The organism is Cupriavidus sp. 05L310, from assembly GCF_056398185.1.
This window is the reverse complement of sequence record NZ_JBFTOX010000020.1, coordinates 39,807-60,767: the sequence shown is the minus strand read 5'-3', so window position 1 is coordinate 60,767 and position 20,961 is coordinate 39,807. Positions and strand designations below refer to the sequence as shown.

The following is a 20,961-nucleotide window of genomic DNA, read 5'->3' as shown; positions in this document are numbered from 1 at the left end:
AGCGGGTGGGGCAATGCGGACGCTCGTGGGGCGCAAGACGCTGCCTCGACAATGGCTTGCGCGTCGTTGCGTGGTTCGCCTCCGCCATTGCCCGTCCAGGAGGGCAGGCGTCTTCGCATGCGTCCACGGAACGGTGGCGGGCCTCGCCTTACCCATGACGGGGTCGGCGAGACCGGGGTGGCGGGGATGCTCAGCGCAGACGGATATCCACTCGCTCGATGACGCCGCTAAACGGATAACCCGCGGTGTAATGTCCGGCCGGTGAGCCGGTATCCATGCCAACGTCAAAGGTCTCGTCAGCGGAGAAGAAGCCTGGCGTGGTGACCGGCAGATGGCCACTGCCTATCGCCTTGCCGTTCACCTGAAGCGTGCCGGTGCCGCCCTTGGCATAACCTGTTCCCTCGTAGGCGAAGTCAAACTGCAACACGTTCCTGCCCGGTTGTAGCGGCTTGCTGCCCGTAATCTCCATGCGCGCCGCATTGAACACTTTCTGCACGTAGACCGGCTTGCCCTCATCGTCAAGGTAAAGGGACCAGCCCGCGGTAGTGCCACCCATGGTGGCAATGACACCATGGGCGCCGCCCTTGGGAATATCCACCGTAGCCACGATGCTGTACGAGCGGTTCTTGATCGCTGGCGCTTCAGCCTCGGGGATGGCCACCGCTCCCGCGAAGTAGCTGAACTCTGTGCGCTTGCCAGTCAGGTTGGGGAGAGGCGTGCGGGAGCAGGCCGTGTCCTGCATTGGCAATACTTGATTCTTTGCCGCCTCCGCCAGGAACAGCGCCTGCATCTCCTTGAGTTTCTCCGGCAATTTGGCTGCCAGATCGGTGGACTGGCTGAAATCCTCATTCAGGTTGAAGAGGGCCCAGGTGTCGTCGGCGAGCCGTTTTCCCTGGCATATGCTTGCCCAGGGGTCTCGGTCCTTGTGCCGGGCCGAGGCCAACCAGCCTTCGTGATAGATCGAACGGTTGCCGAAAACTTCGAAGTACTGCGTGGTGTGCTTCTCCGGTGCGTCCTTGTCAGCGAAGCTATAGATCAGGCTTGTCCCGTCCATCGGACGTTGCTTTACGCCGTTGACATCTGCGGGGGCTTTCAGTCCCGCCGCCTCTAGGATGGTTGGCGCCAGATCGTTCACATGAGAGAACTGCCTGCGCAGACCACCATGATCCCGGATTCGTGCAGGCCAGGAAACCACCATGCCGTTGCGAATTCCGCCCAGGTGCGAAGCAACCGTCTTGGCCCATGGCAGGGGAGAACTCATGGCCCAGGCCCAGCCGGCTGGATACTGCACATAGCTGTTCGGGCCGCCCAGGCTGTCCAGGCGTTTCACCAGATCGGCAGCCGGTGTCTCAGGCATGCCTTGCAAATTGCCCATGTAGCTATCCGCGCCGTGGATGCCGCCTTCAAGGCTGCCCCCGTTGTCGCCCATCACGTAGATAAACAGTGTGTTGTCAAATTGGCCGCTCTCCTTCAATGATTGCACCAGGCGGCCAATTTGCGCGTCGGTATGCGCGAGGAACCCCGCGTAGATTTCCATTAACCGTGCGGCAACCCGTTTCTGGTCTGTACTAAGGCTGTCCCAGGCGGGGAGTTCATCCGGCCGCGGTGTCAGCTTTGTATCCTGAGGCACGACGCCAAGGGATTTTTGTCGGGCCAGGATTTCTAGCCGCATATCGTCCCAGCCCTTGTCAAACCTGCCACGGTACTTCTCGATCCATGCCTTGGGTGCCTGGAGCGGAGCGTGGGTGCCGCCCGGGGCGAAGTACACGAAGAACGGCTTGTCAGGTGCGATCGAGTGTTGCGCGCGCATCCAGTTGACGGCGCGTGTCGACAGATCTTCGTTCAGGGTGTAGTCCTTCGAGGCCGTCTTTAGCACTGGCGTGGTGCCATCGTATAGCGAAGGATTGAACTGATCGGTTTCGGCGCCGATAAACCCATAGAATTTTTCAAAGCCCTGGCCGGTCGGCCAGCGGTCAAAAGGACCGATCTGCGACGCTTCCCAATCCGGTGTCAGATGCCACTTGCCAAAGGCCGCAGTGCTATAGCCCTGTTGACGCAACAGTTCGGCAATTGTGGCGGAGTCCTTTTGCAGCATCCCCCGGTAACCCGGATAACTGCTTGGCGAGTTCAGCACTGCGCCGACACCTGCTGCGTGTGGATTGCGGCCTGTGAGTAGCGAGGCGCGTGTCGGCGAACACACTGCAGTGGTATGAAACCGGTTATACCGCAAGCCCGCACTGGCCAGGCCATCCATCGCAGGTGTCGTGACCGGTCCGCCGAAGGTGCCGGCCGCACCGAAACCTACATCGTCCAGCAAGACCACTACCACATTTGGCGCACCGACCGGCGCGCGCAGCAGCTGCACTACCGGCGGTGTATCGCCAGGCTGCACCTCGTTGCTGGCGGCCCAGCCGAAGCCGGTCGCGGCGCAACTCAGGGCCAGGCACAACGCCGTGGCCAAACGCTTGCGTAGTCTGTTCATGATGGTCTCTCGCGTCTCCTGTTGTTTTCGTTCTGACCGATGCTTATTGCGCTTTCGCGTGGGCGTGTGCCAGAATGTCTAAGCATTCGATTGAATCAAATGTTCGAATGGAATGTAGCAAGCGCCATGGATCGTCGTCAAGACAATATTTCACCGGCGACCGCTATCGGTTGCACGCTGCCCGGAGCCTGTCGTAGCCTTGCGCACAGGCGTCCTCGTTGCCAGGTTCATTCGATCACTCAAACCATCTTGACAGGAGACCTCAAATGAAATCGTTACTCGCGTCGCCCAATACAGCCGTGATCGTCACTGGTGGGGCTTCCGGGCTCGGGCTTGCCTCGGCGCGCGCACTAGCCGCCGTAGGTCGCGATGTCGCGCTGTGGGACATCCAGGCTGAGAAGGCGCAAAGCCGGGCAGCGGAGATTGCCAAGGAATTTGGCGTTGCGGCACTCGGCGTTGGCGTCGACCTGTGCGATCCCGGCGCGCTGCGGACTGCGCTGAGCGCAACCCGCGCGGCATTGCCCAGAATTGGTGGCTTGCTCCATGCTGCGGGTACGGTCGATACCGAGTCGCTCGAGGGCATCACTCCGGAAAAATGGGATGCTGGCATCAATGTCCACCTCCGCTCATTCGCACTCCTGGTGCAGGCGCTGTTGCCGGATCTCCGCGCCAATCCGGGCTCTGCGGTGGTCGGCATTGCGTCAATCAACGCTACCCTGGGCAATCATATCAACCCCATCTACAGCGCAGCGAAAGGCGGCATGTTGTCACTGATCCGGTCGCTGGCGGACGGTCTTGGGCGCGATAACATCCGTATCAACGCGATTTCCCCGGGCCAGATCCTGACGCCAATGCTCCAGCCCGCCGTGGACAGTTTGCCGGCAGGCACCTTCGAGCGCCGTATTCTCCTCGGCCGACTGGGTCAACCGGAGGAAATTGGCCGTGTTGCGCGCTTCCTTTTGTCGGACGAGGCGAGTTACATTACTGCCGCGGAGATTGTTGTTGATGGCGGCAACATCTCATCGCAGCGTATGTGAGTCGGCAGTAGTGCCGAACGCATAGCCGGGCGCGACAGGGCATTGAGCCGCATTGCTGCCCAATGCCCTGTCGCACTGTCTCAACGACCGCACGGAATATGGGGTTATTGGCGTCATTGGCCAATTGCCTCAGAGGGGGAGGCGGCACCCGTCCTATCTGTATTCGATGACATTACCCACTGTAAAAGGCGAGGCCCGGGAACGCATTCTGCTGGCGGCCGAAGAACTGATGGCCAAGTACGGCGTGGACGGCGTATCTGCGCGCAGCATCAACGCGGCGGCCGGCGTTAGCGCCGGTATTCTCCACTATCACTTCGGCGGCCTGGATAAGGTAGTGGACGCGCTGCTGGAGCGCCATATGATGCCGTTGATGGCGCAACGCCGTGCCATGTACGATTCCCTTCAGGCGCAGCCACAGGTCACGCTCCGCGCCGTCGTGGAAATACTTGTCATCCCGCTTGCCAGGAAGATCATTGAAGAAGGCAGCGCGGGTGCGCGCTATGTTCAATTCCTGGCGCGCCTCCATACGGACCGCAACCCGAAGATCGCCCGGATATTCGAGCAGTCGTTTGGGGAGAATTCCTCCGCCTTGATTGCAATGCTTCAGCGCATCCTGCCCGAAATTCCTATGCGAGTGCTCGGGCTGCGGCTGATCGTCTGTTCCCATGCGATGCTCCAGAGTCTCGCCGACATATCCGCTCGTCCCCAATTGCCGATAGCTCCGGGGAACGCTTCGCGGGAACAGGTACTGTGGGACCACGTGGAGATTCTGATCGAGTTTCTTTGTGGCGGGATGGCGGCTCCAACCAACTTGCACAGTCGATTCGGCGACTGCGAGACATAGAACGGGCGAACTGTTCGATAGCCTGTCGGCGGCGCAAGGATTGTGGGTTCGGCGACTAGGGAAATGGCGTAGCCAACGCAGGGCATCCTGCCTTACGAGTTAAGGCGGCACGCAGGGTTCCGTCCGACATGGCAGGCAACGGCGGCGGCGGCCAAATACGGTAGTACCGTATGCGAGCGTGCCGCCGGCAAGGGCGTGCGTTTCAGACTGGTCAGCCTAATGGCAGGCCGCGCGAGCGTGCCAAGGTCATTGCGGTGTCTTCAATCATGTCTTCCTGACCTCCGACCAGCCGTTGACGCCCCAGCTCGACCAGGATCTCGCGCGCCGGAATGCCGTACTTGGCCTGGGCGCGCTTGGCGAACAGCAGGAAGGACGAGTACACGCCGGCGTAGCCCAGCGTAAGCGCATCGCGGTCGATGCGGATCGGCTGGTCCATGATGGGTACCACCAGGTCTTCGGCGACGTCGGCGATGCGGAACACGTCCACGCCGGTCTCGATGCCCATGCGCTCGCAGACCGCCACGAAGACTTCCATCGGCGTATTGCCGGCGCCGGCGCCCAGCCCGGCGGCTGCCGCGTCGATGCGCGTGGCGCCGCAGGCCACGGCCGCCAGCGAGTTGGCAATCCCCATGGCCAGGTTGTGGTGGCCGTGGAAGCCCAGTTCGGTTTCCGGCTTGAGCGCCTGGCGCACGGCCGTCAGCTTGGCGGTGACGTCGTGCGGCAGCATATGCCCCGCCGAATCGGTGATGTAGAGGCAGTTTGCGCCATAGGACTCCATCAGCAGCGCCTGTTCCACCAGCGTCGCTTCCGGCGCCATGTGCGCCATCATCAGGAAGCCCACGGTGTCCATGCCAAGTTTGCGCGCCATGCCGATATGCTGCTCGGAGACATCGGCCTCGGTGCAGTGAGTGGCTACGCGGATGGTGTGCACGCCCAGTTCATGCGCCATGCGCAGGTGGTCGATGGTGCCGATGCCGGGCAGCAGCAGGGCGGAGACCTTGGCTTGCTTCAGTTCGCCCAGCACGGCTTGCAGGTATTCCTCGTCGCTATGCGCGGGAAAGCCGTAGTTGACCGAGGCGCCGCCCAGGCCGTCGCCATGGGTCACTTCGATCAGCGGCACGCCGGCGTCGTCCAGCCCGCGGGCGATCGTCTTCATCTGGTCGAGCGAGATCTGGTGGCGCTTCGGGTGCATGCCGTCGCGCAGGGTCATGTCGTGCACGGTAATGCGTTGGTTCATATCGGGCTCCTTATGCGGTAGTGGCCACGGCGGGCAGCGCGCCGCGCAGCATGGCGGCGCCGATGCGCTCGGCGGTGCGCGCGGCGGCGGCGGTCATGATGTCGAGATTGCCGGCGTACTTGGGCAGGTAGTCGCCCAGGCCCTCGACTTCCATGAAGATGGAGACGCGCTTGCCGTCGAAGACAGGGCCGTTCTTGAGCGTGTAGCCGGGCACGTATTGCCGCACCTCGGCAATCATGTCGTGGACCGACGCCGTGATGGCTTCCACGTCCGGCTCGTCCTCGGTCAGGCAGTGGATGGTGTCGCGCATGATGAGCGGAGGCTCGGCCGGGTTGATGACGATGATGGCCTTGCCCTGCCGCGCGCCGCCCACCTGTTCGATGGCGCCTGCGGTGGTGCGGGTGAACTCGTCGATGTTCCGGCGCGTGCCGGGCCCGACCGAGCGCGAGGAAACGGTGGCGACGATCTCGCCATAGGCCACCGCCTGCACGCGCGACACGGCGTACACCATGGGAATGGTGGCCTGCCCGCCGCAGGTGACCATATTGACGTTCATCGCATTGCTGCCGAGATGTTCGTCCAGGTTGACCGGCGGCACGCAGAAGGGCCCGATGGCCGCCGGCGTGAGGTCGATCACGCGCACGCCGCGCGCGGTGAGCTGGTCGGAGTGCTGGCGGTGCACGTAGGCCGAGGTCGCATCGAAAGCGATGCGGATGTCGTCTGCGGCCAGGTGCGGCAGCAGGCCGTCGAGGCCCTGGTCGGTTGTCTTCAGGCCCAGTTCGCGGGCCCGGGCGAGGCCATCCGAATTCGGGTCGACGCCAACCATCCAGACGGGTTCCAGGACGGTGCTGCGGCGCAGCTTGTAAAGCAGGTCAGTGCCAATATTGCCGGGGCCGATCAGGGCGCACTTGATTTTTGCCATGGGGCTTCTTGCCTGGTTTGGAGTTGTGGGTGAGTTCAGACGAATTCGGTGCTGCACGTGCCGATCCCGTCGATGCGCAGTCGCAGGCGGTCTCCGGCAGCGACAGGAATCAGCGCCGCAAGGGAGCCGGAAAGAATGGTCTCGCCGGCAAGCAGTGGAATGCCGAGTTCGCCGAGCGTGTTGGCCAGCCAGGCCACCGCCTCGGCGGGATGACCGAGGGCGGCGCTGCCCTGGCCTGTAGCGACAACGGCGCCGTTTTTTTCAAGCGCCATGGTGCAGGCGGCAAGGTCGAGGCCGGCCGGGCTCACGCGCTCCTCGCCAAGCACGTAGACCCCACAAGAGGCGTTGTCGGCCACCGTGTCCTGAATACGGATGCGCCAGTCGGTGATGCGTGAGTCTACGATCTCGAAGCAGGCCGAGACCGCCTCGGTGGCGGCCAGCACATCCGCGCGGGTCACACCGGGGCCGCGCAGGTCTCGTTTGAGGAAGAAGGCAATCTCGCCTTCGGCGCGTGGCTGGATCAGCGTGTTTGCGGCAATGGCCTTGCCGTCCGGATATTCCATGCTGGCCAGCAGCATGCCGAAGTCGGGCTGGTGCACGTCCAGCATCTGCTGCACGGGCAAACTGGTAACGCCGATTTTCTTGCCGGTGACGCGGTCGCCTTGCGCCAGCCGCCGTGCAACGAAATGCTGCTGGATGTGATAGGCGTCGCGCACCGTGAGCGGGTGGCCACGTCCGCTCAATGGGGCGACTGGTACGCGGGCGGTCAGGGCTCGATGAAGGTCATCGCCGAATGCGGCGATCAGTTCGGGATCCATGGTCAGACTCGATGTCAGGCGGGGCAATGCGATGAAATTCGCCCCCTTGGCCTTTGCGGGAAGGGGGCGATTGAAGGCGTGCGGTCAGTGACCGGCACCTCGCGCCGCGTCGGGCGAGAAGTAGGTCTCGTTGAACTCGGGGCTGTTGTTGAGCACCGGCATCGGCCCCTCGTTGGTCAGGCGGTCGGCGAGATAGGCACCCGAAATCAAGTCATGATATGTGGTTGTGGTCGGGTAGAGGTTTCGTGCGTCATAGGCATAGACGGTTGCCGCCAGGTTGGTTCGCCACAGCTGGCCGCGCGCATCATAGTTGTCGGCGGCGAGAGCGGTCCAGCTGTCCTCGTCCAGGTAAAGCACCCGCTTGGCGTACTGATGCCGGAAGCCCTCCTTGAGGGTGGCTTCCAGGACCCATACGCGATGCATTTCATAGCGCATATAGTCCGGGTTGAGGTGGCCTTTGCCCAGGATGTCCTGGTACTTGGCCGGGCTCATCAGCTTGTAGTTGTTGTACGGCACATAGATTTGCTTCTTGCCGACAATCTTCCAGTTGTAGCGTTCACCCGAGCCGTTGAACAGGCGGTCGTCGTCGAGGGTGCGGATTCCGCCTGCGCCGGAGGGCTGATCGAAGCCAAATTCCGGGGCCTGCCGTACGCGCCGCGTACCGGGGTTGTACTGCCACGCGCGGCGGGTATCGGAGCCTTCCTTGTCATAAAATTCGTGGCCGACAGACAGCATGCCCCGGTCGCGCAGGGGCAGATCGGTCGCGGTGCGGAAAAAGCCCCTGGTGTCGCTCTTGAGGTCGAAGTTGGCGCCATTCCGCGGCGATAGGATCGAATAACGCACACGGCCCCAGGCAATGTTGCCGTCGCCGTATACGGCTGCCTGGTCGTAGGTGGCGGATTCGGTATTCATCGACGGGGAGTAGCGCAGGTTCCACATCAGTTCGAGGCCGCTCTTCGGGATCGGGAAGGGGACGATAGGGGGGGCGTCCTTCAATCCGTTACCGTCGGCCGTCATTCTGGTGCCGGGCGCGTAGGTGCGGATGTTCTTGTAGGTCGCATCGTTGTAGCGGAAGTCGCGATGGGTCGGATATACCGGCATCTTGAAGGTATCCGGATACTTCTTGAACAGTGCCTTCTCGCCGTCGGTCAAGTGATCGGCGTACTTTTCCATGTTCTGCGCGGTGATCACCACGACCGGCTTTTCGCTGGCGTAAGGGTCGGGGTAGCGGTCTCCCCGCTTCCACTGCACTCCGGGGGGGGCGCCCAGCCATTTCCCGCCCCAGGCGGGGATCTGCCCGTCCTTGCTGGCGGCGCGCTCGGCGCCCATCGGGGTCAGGTCGCCATCGAGTTGCTTGAGTTCGTCCGGCGTCACCGAGGCGTACGAGGCTGCCGCCAGCAGCATGCTGCTGGCCAGCAACGTGCTACGGATCAAAAGATTTTTATGCTGTCGCATCACAGTCTCACTCCTTTAGATAAATCTGGCAATTGCGCGTGATATCGCTGCCAGGTCAAAACGAATACTTCGCATTGAATGCCACATAGTCGCGGTCGGCCAACGGTCGATTAACAATGTTCGCCTTGCCCAGGAACATCGCGTAAGTCAGGTTCAGTTCGAGGTTGTTCAAATATCTGAAGGTCACGCCGACGCTCGCGCGGCGGTCACCATATCCGGTCAGTGAACCGAAGCCGCCGGCCACTGCCGACTTTCCGCTGAATTCGTGCGCATACGTCAGCGGCACCGTCATGTCCCAGCCGTTAAAGATGTTGAGATAGGAGAGCGACCAGCCAAGCTGCAGGGCCGCCGAGTTCCTGGTGTTGGTGAGTGTGCTGAAGCCATTGACCGGCGTGACGCTGAGCACATGCAGGTAGGCGATTTCGCCCACCAGGCTCTGGGAGCTGGCGAGGAATGTCGGTCCGATGGAGTAAATGGCCGACATCTGGCCCTGGACTGCCTTGCCTGGTGTTGCGGTGGCGGCACCGTTGACATTCACCAGGATTGGCACGCCGTCTTTGTAGCTGACTTCGCCCGCCACGTTGGCGCCGAGAAATTGCGTTGAGAAGCTCGCGCCGGTCAGATTGATGCCGCTGAAGAACTTCTGCTGGTACTGCAGCGTCGGGAACAGGGTTGTCACGACATTCGGATTTTTGTCGTGGTAGCGCAATTGGTACAAGCCAAACTCGGCGTCGAACGCGCGAAAGCGAGTACCTACGCCCCACTGGCCGGAGTTTGGTGGGTTGATATCCGAACCGCGCGGGATGTGTCTGCCACCGGGGCCGATGATGAATTCGGCACCCGGCCCAACGACGTCGGAGGTACTGAAGTAGGCGCCAGCGGGGTTGAGTTGGTTGGACTTGTAGGTGAACTGGTAATAGCCAAGCAGGCTGAAATTGGGATTCGCTTCCCACTGCAACGAGGCCTGTGGCACCGGCAGCAGGATGTCCTTGACTTCGGCCCCCGGCACAAACGACTTGGTGGCGTCCGCCGGCCCCTGCGCTCCGGCGATGTTGGGGAAGAACAGACTCTCGCCCCATGCCACTACCTGATTGCCGAGCTTGACGCTCAAACGCGTGCTGTCGATGTTGAAGGTGCCATAAGCGTAGGCATCCAGCAACTGGGCCCGCTGGCCGTTGTAGTAGCGCGCGGAATCCGTAAACTCATTGAAGGGGCCGGAGTGGTTGACGGTGGCGGGCGCATCGTTGGAATTGGAAGTGCGATAGGCCCGGTCGTAGAACGCACTGCCGCGCAGGAAGGCACCAAACTCGCCGCGCTGGAGGTTGGCCTCGCCCAGCACGGTGGCACGGTTGGCGGTCATGTCGCCGCGCTTGAAGTTGCGGTCGCCGTCGTCGCCATTGATATTGGCGGGTGCCAGCAGTGCACCGCTTTGTCCCTGCACCCGCACGGCCGCGGCATAGGTGGTGTTGAAGGAATAGCTAAGCGACGTATCGTTGCCGAGATCGATGGTGTTGCCGGCCCAGGCGGACGGCGTGATCGCCGCGGCGATGGCCGAAACGATGGCGGCTGGCCGTAGCCTGCGTGTGCGATGTGGTGAACCCGTTTGTGACACTTGCACTTGTCTCCCCCTATGGTGTTGGTGATGCATTGACCGAGCACGTCTTGTGGCTTCTTCTTTGATGAGAAGCGTAATGAGCGACGGTGGGCGCGGAATCGTCAGAACGGACTAGACGGTTTCCCCTATGCGATGGCGAACGGCCGCACTCGCAGGCACGCCGCTAGTCCGAACGGAGGATGAAGCGCGGCGGCATGCGCGATAGCGTCGGGCATCGCCCCGCGCGGTGAGGTCGCGGCGCGGGAATCACTGAGGAGGAATGCGATGCGCAGTGCAAAGGAATCCATCGTTGCGGTAGTCACCGGCGGCTCGCGTGGCGCGGGCAAGGGCATCGCGCTGGCGCTGGCGCAAGCCGGCGCGACGGTGTACGTCACCGGGCGCACCGAGCGCGACGGCGAGGCGCCGTTGCCCGGCACCATCCACGAGACCGCGCGCGAGATCGATGCGCGCGGCGGCAAGGGCATCGCGGTGGCCTGCGACCATCGCGACGATGCGCAGGTGCGCAGGCTGTTCGAGCAGGTGGGCGACGAATCGGGGCGGCTGGATATCCTGGTGAACAACGCCACCTTCCTGCATGACGAACTGATCGAGCCGGGCGGCTTCTGGGAGAAGCCGCTGGCCCTGGTGGACATCCTCGACGTGGGCCTGCGCTCGGCCTATGTGGCGAGCTGGCATGCGGCGCCCATGATGGTGGCTGGCGGGCGCGGCTTGATGGCGTTCACGTCGTCTTTCGGCGCGAGCTGCTATATGCACGGTCCGGCCTATGGCGCGCAGAAGACCGGATTGGACAAGTTCGCCAAGGACATGGCGGTTGACCTGCGCCCGTACGGCGTGGCGGCGGTATCGGTCTGGATGGGCCCGCTGCGCACCGAGCGCACCATGCGGGTCTGGGAGCGCGAGCCCGACAAATACGCCGCCTTTGCGCCGAGCGCGGAAAGCCCGGAATTCACCGGCAAGGTCATACTCGCCTTGCATGGCGACGCCGCCGTCATGGAGAAATCCGGCCAGGTGCTGATCAGCGCCGAGATTGCGCAGGAGTACGGCATATGCGATATCGACGGCAAGCAGCCCGTTTCCTATCGCTCGGTGCTGGGCGGGCCGGTGCAGGCGCATCCGGCCAAGGTCGAGTAGGCGCGCACCGGGCGGCTCAGCTGGCCTGGTGGACTGCCGCGTCGAGGAAGGCCGGACGCTCGCCGCCACCGTCGATGACCAGGTTGGCGCCCGATACGTAGGCGGCATGCGGCGAGGCCAGGAAGAGGCAGGCGTCGGCAATGTCGCGCGGAGCGGCAAGGCGTCCGAGCGGCACGGTATCGGCCACCCGCTGGAGCGTGGCCGGATCGCCGTAGTGTTGCTGCTGCGCGGCCTCGGTCAGCACCAGGCCCGGACTGACGGCCGTGACCCGCACGCGTGGGGCCCATTCCACCGCCAGCGAGCGGACTGCGTTCAGGATGCCCGCCTTGGCCGCGCCGTAGGCGGCGGTGCCGGGGGAGGGCCGCAGCGCGCTGACGCTGCCGATGAAGATCTGCGCGCCGCCGCTGGCCTGGGCCTGCATGCGCGCGTTGGCGCGCTGCGCCAGTTGCAGCGGCGCCACCAGGTTCAGGCGGATGATCGATTCCATCAGGCGCGGCGAGGCGTCCGCGGCGAGCGCGAAGGGTGCGCCGCCGGCATTGTGGATCACGACATCGAGCGAGCCGGCGCTGTCGACGATCCGGGTCAGCAGGGCCTCTACCTGCTCGGTGTCGCGGATGTCGGCTGCCATGAATTCCGCCTGGCGGTGCTGCGTCCCGCCATGCGCCGGCGGCGTGCGCCCGCAGGTGAACACGCGGGCACCTGCCGCGAGGAAACCTTCGGCAATGGCGCGGCCAATGCCGCGCGCGCCACCTGTCACCAACACCGTCTTCCCGCTGAAGTCGATTCCCGTCATCTCTGTTTTCCCTTGATCTCGTTGCCTTGCTGGTCAGTGCGATCTTAGGGAAATCCACGGGACGCTTCGTAGTCTGAAAGGACGATGCCTGCCCCGTGGCGCATGCGCATGATTGGCCGGGTTCGTCATGACAACAGGGGAGACACCGACATGTCCAGTACGTCGCCTGCACCATTTCCGGCCGGCCAAACCATCACCACGCCAGACGGCCTGCGCCTGCACTGCCTCGATGCCGGCGCCGGCGAGCCCGTGGTCTTCATCCACGGCAGCGGCCCGGGCGCCAGCGGCCACAGCAACTTCAAGCACAACGTGCCAGCTTTTACCGCGGCCGGCTTCCGCGCCGTGGTGGTCGACCTGCCGGGCTACGGGCAGTCGTCGAAGCCGGCGGATGTGGAATACACGCTGGACTTCTTCGTCGCCGCGCTGCGCGCGCAATTGCTGGCGCTGGAACTGCCGCGCTGCGTGCTGGTGGGCAACTCGCTGGGCGGCGCCGTTGCGCTGAAATACGCACTGGACTACCCGGAGCATGTGAGCCGCCTGGTGATGATGGCGCCAGGCGGCGTCGAGGACCGGGAAACCTATTTCCGCATGGAGGGCATCGAGAAGATGGTGTCGCTGTTCACCGGCGGGCAAATGAACCATGACACCATGCGCCAGCTGCTGAAGTTGCTGGTGCATGACGCCACACTGGTCACCGATGCGCTGGTGGACGAGCGCATGGCCGTCTGCAAGGAGCAGCCGCGCGAGGTGCTGGCCACCATGAAGGTGCCCAACCTGACTGAACGCCTGGGTGAGATCGCGTGCCCCGTGCTCGGTTTCTGGGGCACGGAAGACCGCTTCAACCCGGCAGGCGGCGCTCTCAAGTTCCTGCAGGGTTGCCGCGATGCGCGCTTCGTGCTGATCAATCGCTGCGGCCACTGGGTGATGGTCGAGCACAGCGATTACTTCAACCGCGAATGCCTGGGCTTCCTCGCGGACACGGCCGAGGCCGCCGTTTAGCGTGGCTGTCCGGCCGGCACGCCGGCAGCGCAAGGTAAATAAACGCAGGAGACAACATGGAATACCCGTTCAACCTGTTCCAGCGAGGAATGGAATGACCATCGACATAACCATGGCCGCGAACAAGAGCGCCGGCATGAAGGCCACCTTGCTCGATTACGTGGCCGCTTTCAATGCGGCGGACGCCGGGCGCGTGGCGGCGCTTTTTGCCGACGACGCGACCGTCGAGGACCCCGTTGGCGGCCCGGTGATAGCCGGGCGGGACAGCATCCTCGCCTTCTACCGGCACGCGACGTCGCTCGATGCGCGCCTGGAAGTGGTGGCGGCGCCCCGGGGTTCGCACGGCAATGCGGCGGCCTTGTGTTTCGCGGTGTACGTGCAGATGCAGGGGCAGCCGGTACGCATCGACGTGACCGATGTGATGACCTTTGGTGCAGACGGGCGCATTACAGGCATGCGCGCCTTCTGGGGGCCGGATGACGTGCATCCGCAGTAAGGCGTGTGCCGCGCGGCCATGGTGAGACGTCGGGCGTGTGATGCGGCCGTCACGAGAGAGCGCATCCTCGCCAGCGCTGAGCGGCTGTTCGAGCGCCAGGGCGTGCAATGCGTCACGCTGGAACAGGTGGCCGGTGCAATCGCCATGACACGCGGTGCGGTCTACGGGCACTTCCGTAGCCGCGCCGACCTGCTGGCAGCCATCATGGGGCGGGCGGAGGCGCATCTGGCCGGCTGGCTCGCGGCCTTCGCCGGTAACGGCGGGGGCCTGGCCCGTCCGGATCTGGAGCGCGTGCTTGCGACGATGTTGCAGGACGAGGCAGTGCCGCGCTATGCGGGCATCGTCCTCGGCTTGCTGCACCACGCTTGCACGCCTGCGTGCGAGCTATGCCACCTGACAGTCCGCATCCGTGCCCGCGCCAAGGTGCTGTGCGACGACCTTGGCAGGCTGCTGGGCGAGCAAGACAAGGCCATGCTGCTGGCGGCGCATCTCTGGGGCCTGCTATGCGCCCGTTCGCTGCGACTGGCGCCGGTAGACCTGGCGGAATGCGTCGGGCCGCTGCTGCGGCTCTATGGGGACTAGCTGGCGCTTCGCCTGCTTCCCGGCGCACGCACGGGCGTACGGGATTGCCCCTAGTCTGCCTGGACGAGGAAGTTATTCGTTCCAGTGGCTACCTTTGGGGCATCAGACCGTGCCAGCCCGGCGATGCAGGAGCAGGGCAGAAGGGAAAGAAGATACAAGCAGGGAGGAGACTGTCGTGAAAGCTGGAAATCGCATCGGCTGTTTGTTGGGCGCCGCCGCAGTGCTGGCGCTTGGCTTCGCTGCCGGCCTGATCACGGCGGCGGCTCCCGCCAGGGAGGACGGCACGAACGAACGCGCATCCGCAGCCGCGACGGATATCCGGGTGGCGGTGGATGCCGTGCCGACTGACTGTGACTATGCCTGCTGGCAGAACCGGGGCGTCTCGGCCGTGACGCTACTGGGTAATTGGCCGCCTCGGTAGCCACCCGGTCCTGGCAGGGAACATGGCGGGATCTTCTCCGGGTGCCGGCATCGGCCGGTCATGCCGGTCCAGCCTCTGTTCCATCATCATCGGCATCAGGCCCATGCTGTCCTCCATGAGGTTCATGCGCTGGTCCTGACTCATGCGGGGACCGCCGGCCCCGCACCCCTTGCCGCCGAACATCCCCCTGCCGTCCATCCTATCCATCATCATCGACCGTCCATGCCGTGCATGCCCTGCATGCGCTCCGCCATCGGGCGTCGCCGCCCGGGCGCGGTACCTCGACCTGGCACAACGAATCGTTCCTTCTTGATTGGCATCAATCTCTTGGCGCCGGCTACGCACACACTAGATAGAGGCGTAGTGATGCCTGGCGCGGCTGCGAGTGCTTGAATCGGTACGTCGGGGTGGCGGAGTGCCAGGCAATTCGGGTGCCCATCCTGTTGGCGGCCCGGTTCTTGCGGCACGGTCACTCTTTTGCATGGCTGCACAGCACACTGTCGGACGAGGCTGGTCAGAGAATGAGGAAACCGTGAACCGATGCCAACTCACGAGGTGATGAATGCCCATGGAACCGCGACAACAGCAATTCTCCCTGTGGTACGTCCTCCTGGCGATGATGATGATGCTTGTCATCCAGAGTTATGTTGGCTCCGCGCATGTCGACAATCTCTCCTATAGCGATTTCAAGGTCCTGCTCAAGGCTGGCAAGCTCAGCGATGTCGTGATCGCGGATGACGTGGTCACCGGCACCCTCAATACGCAGGGACTGGAAGGCCTGTTGCCCAAAACGGAGGTGGATGCGCTGCTGGGCCAGGGGAAGGGCGATCATCAGTTCGCCACTGTCCGGGTCAATGACCCCAATCTGGTCCAGGACCTCGAAGCCGCCAAGGTGCGCTTCCTGGGGAAGGTCGACAACAAGTGGATTGCCACACTGCTGTCCTGGGTCGTGCCCGCGCTGCTGTTCTTTGCGTTCTGGAGCTTTATGATCAAGCGCATGGGTGGCGCGGCTGGCGGGATGATGGAGATCGGCAAGAGCAAGGCCAAGGTCTATATGCAGAAGGAGACCGGTGTCACCTTTGCCGACGTTGCCGGCATCGACGAGGCCAAGGCGGAACTGATGGAAATCGTGGAGTTCCTCAGGAGTCCCGAGCGCTACCGGCGCCTTGGTGGAAAGATCCCCAAAGGGGTGTTGTTGCTTGGCGCGCCGGGGACTGGCAAGACGCTTCTCGCCAAGGCTGTCGCAGGGGAAGCAGCGGTGCCTTTTTTCAGCATGAGTGGCTCCGGCTTCGTCGAGATGTTTGTCGGCGTGGGCGCTGCACGGGTGCGCGACCTCTTTATGCAGGCTGAGCAGAAGGCGCCCTGCATTATCTTCATCGACGAGCTGGATGCCCTTGGCAAGACGCGCGGCTTCAACGCCGTCGGCGGTCAGGACGAGCGGGAGCAGACCCTGAATCAACTGCTGGTGGAGATGGACGGGTTCGATACCAATAAGGGGGTCATCATCATGGCTGCCACCAATCGTCCCGAGATTCTCGATCCCGCGCTGCTGCGACCCGGGCGATTCGACCGTCATGTTGCGCTGGACCGTCCGGACCTGAAAGGGCGAGAGCAGATTCTCAGGGTGCATGCCAGGAACGTGACCCTGGCCCCCACCGTGGATCTCGCCAGGCTGGCCGGGCGTACGCCGGGATTTGCCGGCGCGGATCTGGCTAACCTGGTCAATGAAGCGGCGCTGCTGGCGGCCCGCAAAGGCAAGGATGCCGTCGAGGTGGGAGATTTTGACGAGGCATTAGACCGGATCGTCGGTGGACTGGAGAAGAAGAACCGCGTCATGAATCCCCGGGAGAAGGAAACCATCGCGTTTCACGAAGCGGGTCACGCGCTGGTTGCGGAACATCGCCCCAATGCCGACCGGGTCTCGAAGATCTCCATTATTCCGCGTGGCGTCGCGGCGCTGGGTTATACGCAGCAGACACCGACCGAGGATAGATATCTTCTCAAGAAAAGCGAGTTGCTCGACCGGCTCGACGTATTGCTGGGTGGGCGCGTTGCCGAACAGATCATTTTTTCCGATGTTTCCACCGGCGCGCAGAATGACTTGCAGCGCGCCACCGACATCGCCCGGCAGATGATTACCCAATACGGCATGAGCGAGCAACTCGGGCTGGCTACCTACGAGGCCATGCCCAATCCCATGTTCGCGGGCGCCGCCATGCTCCCGCACGATCGAAAAGAGTACAGCGAGCGCACGGCGCAAATGATCGACGACGAGGTCAGGCAACTGCTGAAGGAGGCGAGCCTGCGCGTGCAGCAAACCTTGCTGGAGCATCGGGAGACGCTGAAAGGACTGGCGAAACTGCTGCTCGAGAAGGAAGTTGTGGATCGCGCAACGCTGGATCAGTTGCTGTCGGGTAAGGCGCTGGTGCCGGAGAGCGCCCAGCCTGGCGAAATGCCGGGCAGCGGACGGCCGGTAGGAGCGGAATCATGAGTAAGAGGCGGCATGGATATCTGTCGGGAGACGAGAACGGCGTCCCGTCGCACGATGGGCACGATGGCTATGAGGAAGATCTACGCCTGCTGCAGATAGAGTTGGTGAAGCTGCAGAAACACTTCATTGGTTGCCAGGACAAGATCCTGGTGATCCTTGAAGGCCGCGACGCAGCCGGCAAGGATGGCACCATCAAGCGCATCGTCGAGTATCTCAGCCCGCGCGAGACACGGGTGGTGGCGCTGGGAAGACCCTCCGACCGGGACCGTGGTTCGTGGTACTTCCAACGCTATGTGGCGTACCTGCCGGCTGCCGGGGAATTCGCGCTGTTCAATCGTAGCTGGTACAACCGCGCGGGCGTTGAACACGTCATGGGTTTTTGTACCGACGCAGAGCGTGAGGAGTTCATGTCGAGCGTCACGGAGTTTGAAAGCATGCTGGTTCGCTCGGGAATCCGCTTGATCAAGTACTACCTCGATATCAGCAAGGAGGAACAGAGGAAGCGCCTTGCGGAGCGGCGGCGCGATCCGCTGAAGCAATGGAAGGTCAGCCCGATCGACCAGCAGGCGGTGCGCTTGTGGAAGAAATACAGCGAGGCCCGCAACGAGATGTTTGCTCGCACGAGCGCCGCGGTGCCATGGACCGTGGTGCGCGCCGACGATAAGCGCCTGGCGCGCCTTAACCTGATCAAGGACTTGCTGACGCGCCTGCACTATGCCGACAAGGACGACATGCTGATACGCCCCAGTCGGGAGGTCGTATTCACCTATGACGCGCCATGTCTGGAGAACGGTGCTATCGCGGCTTGATTGTCGGGCGCCATGAAGCCGCCATCAAGCCACTTCCGCCACCCGTATCTCCGCCAGCAGCTTCTTCAACTCCGGCACGCAAGACCCGCAATTGCCGCCCGCCTTCACGCAGGCGGTGACATCGGCCGGCGTCTTCAGGTCGTGCTTGCGCACGGCGTCGCAGATGGTGTTGCGCCCCACGCCGAAGCAGGAGCACACGGTGGGGCCGGCGTCGGCGCCTTTTTCCATCGGCTGGCCCAGCAGCAGCCCGATGCGATCGGCGTCTTCCAGGCGCTCCTTGGCGAACAGCGTGGACAGCCACGCGCGCGAGGGCAGTTCGGGGCGCGTGCACACATAGATGCAGGCCTGGAGGCGGTCGTCGACCACATGGCCGGCATGGTAGACGCCGGCGGTGCGGTCTTCGTACTCGATCCAGTCCGCACTGGGGTCATCGATGCCGAGCAACTGGCGGGCCCACGCGGCGCGGTCGGCGATCGTCTCGCGGCCGGCGAATTCGTAGCGCTGGAAATGGCGGCCCTGGATGCGCGTCCAGTAGGTCAGTGCGTCCGCCCGGAGGTCCTCGCGGCTCAACACGAAGCCATGCCACGACACGCGGAACTCTTCCACGCGCACCGGCGTGTGCTTGAACTCGGGCTCGCCCGAGACCGGGTCCACCACCGGGTTGACCAGCGCGCCAACGCGCGCATCGGAGCTGAACTGGCTGTTCCAGTGGATCGGCACGAATACGCTGCCGCGCGCAATGCCGCCGCTGTGCTGCACCCGCGCCACCATGGCGCCCCAGCGCGTGGTCACGCGAGCCAGCTTGCCTTCGCTGACGCCGCAAAGCAGGGCGTCCTGCGGGTGCATGTCGACGAAGGGCTCGGCGATGTGGTCGGCCAGCTTTGGCGATTTGCCGGTGCGGGTCATGGTGTGCCACTGGTCGCGCACGCGGCCCGTGTTGAGCACCAGGGGGAACTCGTCGTCGGTGGCGTGGAACGGCGCGCGCGGCGCGGTGGCGATAAAGCGGGCGCGGCCATCGGGATGGGCGAAATGGCCGTCGGCGAACAGCCGCGCAGTGCCGCCGGACGCGTTGGCGAGGCTCCCGGATGGCACGGCCATCACCGGCCATTGCACCGGCGCGAGCGCGTCGAATTGCTGCTGGTTCATGCCAGCCAGCCCGGCGAGGTCAAACAGGCGTGGCGCGTGGGCCTGATCGCCGCTGCCCGCGTTCCGGTACGCGCTCAGCCGTGCGTGCTCGTCGAAGATCTCGTGCGGTCCGGCAAAGCGGAATCCCTCAAAGCCCATGCGCGTGGCAACGTCGCACAGGATCCGCCAGTCGGCGCGGGCTTCGCCGGGCGCCGGCAGGAAGGCGCGCTGGCGCGAGATGCGGCGCTCGGAACTGGTGACGGTGCCGTCCTTCTCGCCCCAGCCAAGCGCCGGCAGCAGGACGTGCGCCGCGTCGTTGGTATCCGTGCGCAGCATGATGTCGGAGCTGACCACCAATTGGCATCTGGCCAGCGCGCGGCGGGCCTGGTCGGCATCGGGCAGGCTGACGACCGGGTTGGTGGCGATCACCCACACGGCCTTGACCCGGCCTTGCTCGATGGCCTCGAACAGCTCCACCGCCTTCAGGCCTGGCTTGTCCGCGATAGCGGGCGAGCCCCAGAACGCTTGCACGATCTCGCGGTGCAGCGGGTCGGCCAGTTCCATGTGCGCGGCCAGCATGTTGGCCAGGCCGCCGACTTCCCGGCCGCCCATCGCGTTAGGCTGCCCCGTCAGCGAGAAGGGGCCCATGCCCGGCTTGCCCAGCCGGCCAGTGGCCAGGTGGCAGTTGATGATGCTGTTGACCTTGTCGGTGCCTGCCGACGATTGGTTCACGCCCTGGGAGAAGCCGGTCACCACCTTCGGCGTGGCAGCGAACAGCGCATAGAAACCACGCAGGGCTTCGGGGTCCAGCTTGCAGGCTTTGGCCACCTTGGCGACATCGGTGCAGTCCGGGCCAGCCGCGGCCAGCGCGGCATCCAGGCCGCTGGTATGGGCATCGATGAACGACTGGTCCAGCGCGCCATGCTGCGCCAGGTAGTGCAGCAGGCCATTGAACAGCCACACATCGGTGCCCGGCTTGACCGGCAGGTGCAGGTCGGCCAGCTCGCACGTTGCGGTGCGGCGCGGGTCGATCACCACCAGCTTCATATCGGGCCGGGCTTCCTTGGCTTTCAACAGCCGCTGGAACAGGATCGGGTGGCACCAGGCGGTATTGGAGCCGACCAGCACCACCAGGTCGGCCAGTTCCAGGTCTTCGTAGTTGCCCGGCACCAGGTCCTCGCCAAAGGCGCGCTTGTGCCCGGCCACCGCCGACGACATGCACAGCCGCGAATTGGTGTCGATATTGGCGCTGCCGATAAAGCCCTTCATCAGCTTGTTGGCGACGTAGTAGTCCTCGGTCAGCAACTGGCCGGAGACGTAGAGCGCCACGGCATCGGGGCCGTGCTCGGCGATGATGTCCTTGAAGCCCCGGGCGACCTTGTCCAGCGCGTGCTCCCAGGACACTTGCTGCAAGTCGCCGTCGGCCCCGCGTACTTGCGGGTGCAGCAGGCGGCCTTCCAGGCCAACGGTTTCGGCCAGGGCCGAGCCCTTCACGCACAGGCGGCCCTGGTTGGAGCCGTGGCTGGCGTCGCCGGCCACCTCCACGCTGCCGTCGGCATGGCGGGTGGCGCGCACGCCGCAGCCCACGCCACAATACGGGCAGGTGGTATCGGTGACGGTGACTGCGGCGTCGGCGGACAGCAGGGTGGGCGAACCGGTGGAGAGGATGACGGGGATATCGGACAGGTTCACGTTAGCGCTCGT

At 64.0% G+C, this 20,961-nt stretch carries 17 protein-coding genes; 9 read left to right on the top strand and 8 right to left on the bottom strand.

Annotation, left to right across the window (positions count from 1 at the left end; genetic code table 11):
• Positions 1 to 190 precede the first annotated feature (190 nt).
• A complete protein-coding gene (locus tag AC1DS6_RS16420; RefSeq protein ID WP_477102741.1) occupies positions 191 to 2,482 on the bottom strand; it encodes an arylsulfatase in 2,292 nt (763 codons plus the stop codon).
• A gap of 266 nt (positions 2,483 to 2,748) precedes the next feature.
• Here AC1DS6_RS16420 and AC1DS6_RS16415 point away from each other — a divergent pair, with 266 nt between their 5' ends.
• Positions 2,749 to 3,519, top strand: a complete 771-nt coding sequence (locus AC1DS6_RS16415; protein ID WP_441629498.1) for an SDR family NAD(P)-dependent oxidoreductase — start codon at positions 2,749 to 2,751, stop codon at positions 3,517 to 3,519.
• Positions 3,520 to 3,571: 52 nt separating this feature from the next.
• Entirely contained in the window at positions 3,572 to 4,363 is a 792-nt protein-coding gene (locus tag AC1DS6_RS16410; RefSeq protein WP_441629497.1) for a TetR/AcrR family transcriptional regulator, read from the top strand.
• A gap of 211 nt (positions 4,364 to 4,574) precedes the next feature.
• Here the strand turns inward: AC1DS6_RS16410 and dmpG are convergent, their stop codons facing one another.
• The 5 genes from dmpG to AC1DS6_RS16385 form a co-directional block, all read right to left on the bottom strand.
• On the bottom strand, positions 4,575 to 5,600 hold the full coding sequence (gene dmpG, locus AC1DS6_RS16405) for a 4-hydroxy-2-oxovalerate aldolase (protein WP_441629496.1): 1,026 nt from the start codon (positions 5,598 to 5,600) through the stop codon (positions 4,575 to 4,577).
• A 10-nt stretch (positions 5,601 to 5,610) separates the two neighbouring features.
• Positions 5,611 to 6,522 carry an acetaldehyde dehydrogenase (acetylating) gene (locus AC1DS6_RS16400; protein ID WP_150992279.1) on the bottom strand — a complete coding sequence of 304 codons (912 nt, stop codon included), beginning with the start codon at positions 6,520 to 6,522 and terminating at the stop codon, positions 5,611 to 5,613.
• 35 nt (positions 6,523 to 6,557) lie between these two features.
• On the bottom strand, positions 6,558 to 7,340 hold the full coding sequence (dmpE, locus tag AC1DS6_RS16395) for a 2-oxopent-4-enoate hydratase (protein ID WP_441629495.1): 783 nt from the start codon (positions 7,338 to 7,340) through the stop codon (positions 6,558 to 6,560).
• Positions 7,341 to 7,424: 84 nt separating this feature from the next.
• Positions 7,425 to 8,795 carry a DUF1329 domain-containing protein gene (locus AC1DS6_RS16390; protein ID WP_477102740.1) on the bottom strand — a complete coding sequence of 457 codons (1,371 nt, stop codon included), beginning with the start codon at positions 8,793 to 8,795 and terminating at the stop codon, positions 7,425 to 7,427.
• 55 nt (positions 8,796 to 8,850) lie between these two features.
• A complete protein-coding gene (locus AC1DS6_RS16385; protein ID WP_441629493.1) occupies positions 8,851 to 10,413 on the bottom strand; it encodes a DUF1302 domain-containing protein in 1,563 nt (520 codons plus the stop codon).
• Between the two features lie 261 nt (positions 10,414 to 10,674).
• On the opposite strand from AC1DS6_RS16385, the gene AC1DS6_RS16380 reads away from it, so the two are divergent.
• Entirely contained in the window at positions 10,675 to 11,541 is an 867-nt protein-coding gene (locus AC1DS6_RS16380; protein WP_477102739.1) for an SDR family NAD(P)-dependent oxidoreductase, read from the top strand.
• A gap of 16 nt (positions 11,542 to 11,557) precedes the next feature.
• Here the strand turns inward: AC1DS6_RS16380 and AC1DS6_RS16375 are convergent, their stop codons facing one another.
• Positions 11,558 to 12,334 carry an SDR family oxidoreductase gene (locus AC1DS6_RS16375; RefSeq protein WP_441629491.1) on the bottom strand — a complete coding sequence of 259 codons (777 nt, stop codon included), beginning with the start codon at positions 12,332 to 12,334 and terminating at the stop codon, positions 11,558 to 11,560.
• Between the two features lie 150 nt (positions 12,335 to 12,484).
• On the opposite strand from AC1DS6_RS16375, the gene AC1DS6_RS16370 reads away from it, so the two are divergent.
• From AC1DS6_RS16370 to ppk2, 6 genes are all read left to right on the top strand, one after another.
• Positions 12,485 to 13,333, top strand: coding sequence for an alpha/beta fold hydrolase (locus AC1DS6_RS16370; protein WP_477102738.1), 849 nt, complete (start codon positions 12,485 to 12,487; stop codon positions 13,331 to 13,333).
• Positions 13,334 to 13,427: 94 nt separating this feature from the next.
• The gene (locus AC1DS6_RS16365) at positions 13,428 to 13,829 is read left to right on the top strand and encodes a nuclear transport factor 2 family protein (protein ID WP_477102737.1); all 402 of its coding nucleotides are present in this window, start codon (positions 13,428 to 13,430) and stop codon (positions 13,827 to 13,829) included.
• A gap of 18 nt (positions 13,830 to 13,847) precedes the next feature.
• On the top strand, positions 13,848 to 14,411 hold the full coding sequence (locus tag AC1DS6_RS16360; RefSeq protein ID WP_441629488.1) for a TetR/AcrR family transcriptional regulator: 564 nt from the start codon (positions 13,848 to 13,850) through the stop codon (positions 14,409 to 14,411).
• Positions 14,412 to 14,586: 175 nt separating this feature from the next.
• On the top strand, positions 14,587 to 14,832 hold the full coding sequence (locus AC1DS6_RS16355; protein ID WP_477102736.1) for a hypothetical protein: 246 nt from the start codon (positions 14,587 to 14,589) through the stop codon (positions 14,830 to 14,832).
• A 568-nt stretch (positions 14,833 to 15,400) separates the two neighbouring features.
• The gene (ftsH, locus tag AC1DS6_RS16350; protein ID WP_477102772.1) at positions 15,401 to 17,323 is read left to right on the top strand and encodes an ATP-dependent zinc metalloprotease FtsH; all 1,923 of its coding nucleotides are present in this window, start codon (positions 15,401 to 15,403) and stop codon (positions 17,321 to 17,323) included.
• Positions 17,320 to 18,132 (top strand): polyphosphate kinase 2, encoded by an 813-nt coding sequence (ppk2, locus tag AC1DS6_RS16345; RefSeq protein WP_441629485.1) that lies wholly within the window; start codon positions 17,320 to 17,322, stop codon positions 18,130 to 18,132. Before ftsH ends, ppk2 begins: the two co-directional genes overlap by 4 nt.
• Positions 18,133 to 18,156: 24 nt before the next feature.
• Here ppk2 and AC1DS6_RS16340 read toward each other — a convergent pair whose 3' ends face one another.
• Positions 18,157 to 20,949 carry a molybdopterin-dependent oxidoreductase gene (locus AC1DS6_RS16340; protein ID WP_477102735.1) on the bottom strand — a complete coding sequence of 931 codons (2,793 nt, stop codon included), beginning with the start codon at positions 20,947 to 20,949 and terminating at the stop codon, positions 18,157 to 18,159.
• Between the last annotated feature and the right edge of the window lie 12 nt (positions 20,950 to 20,961).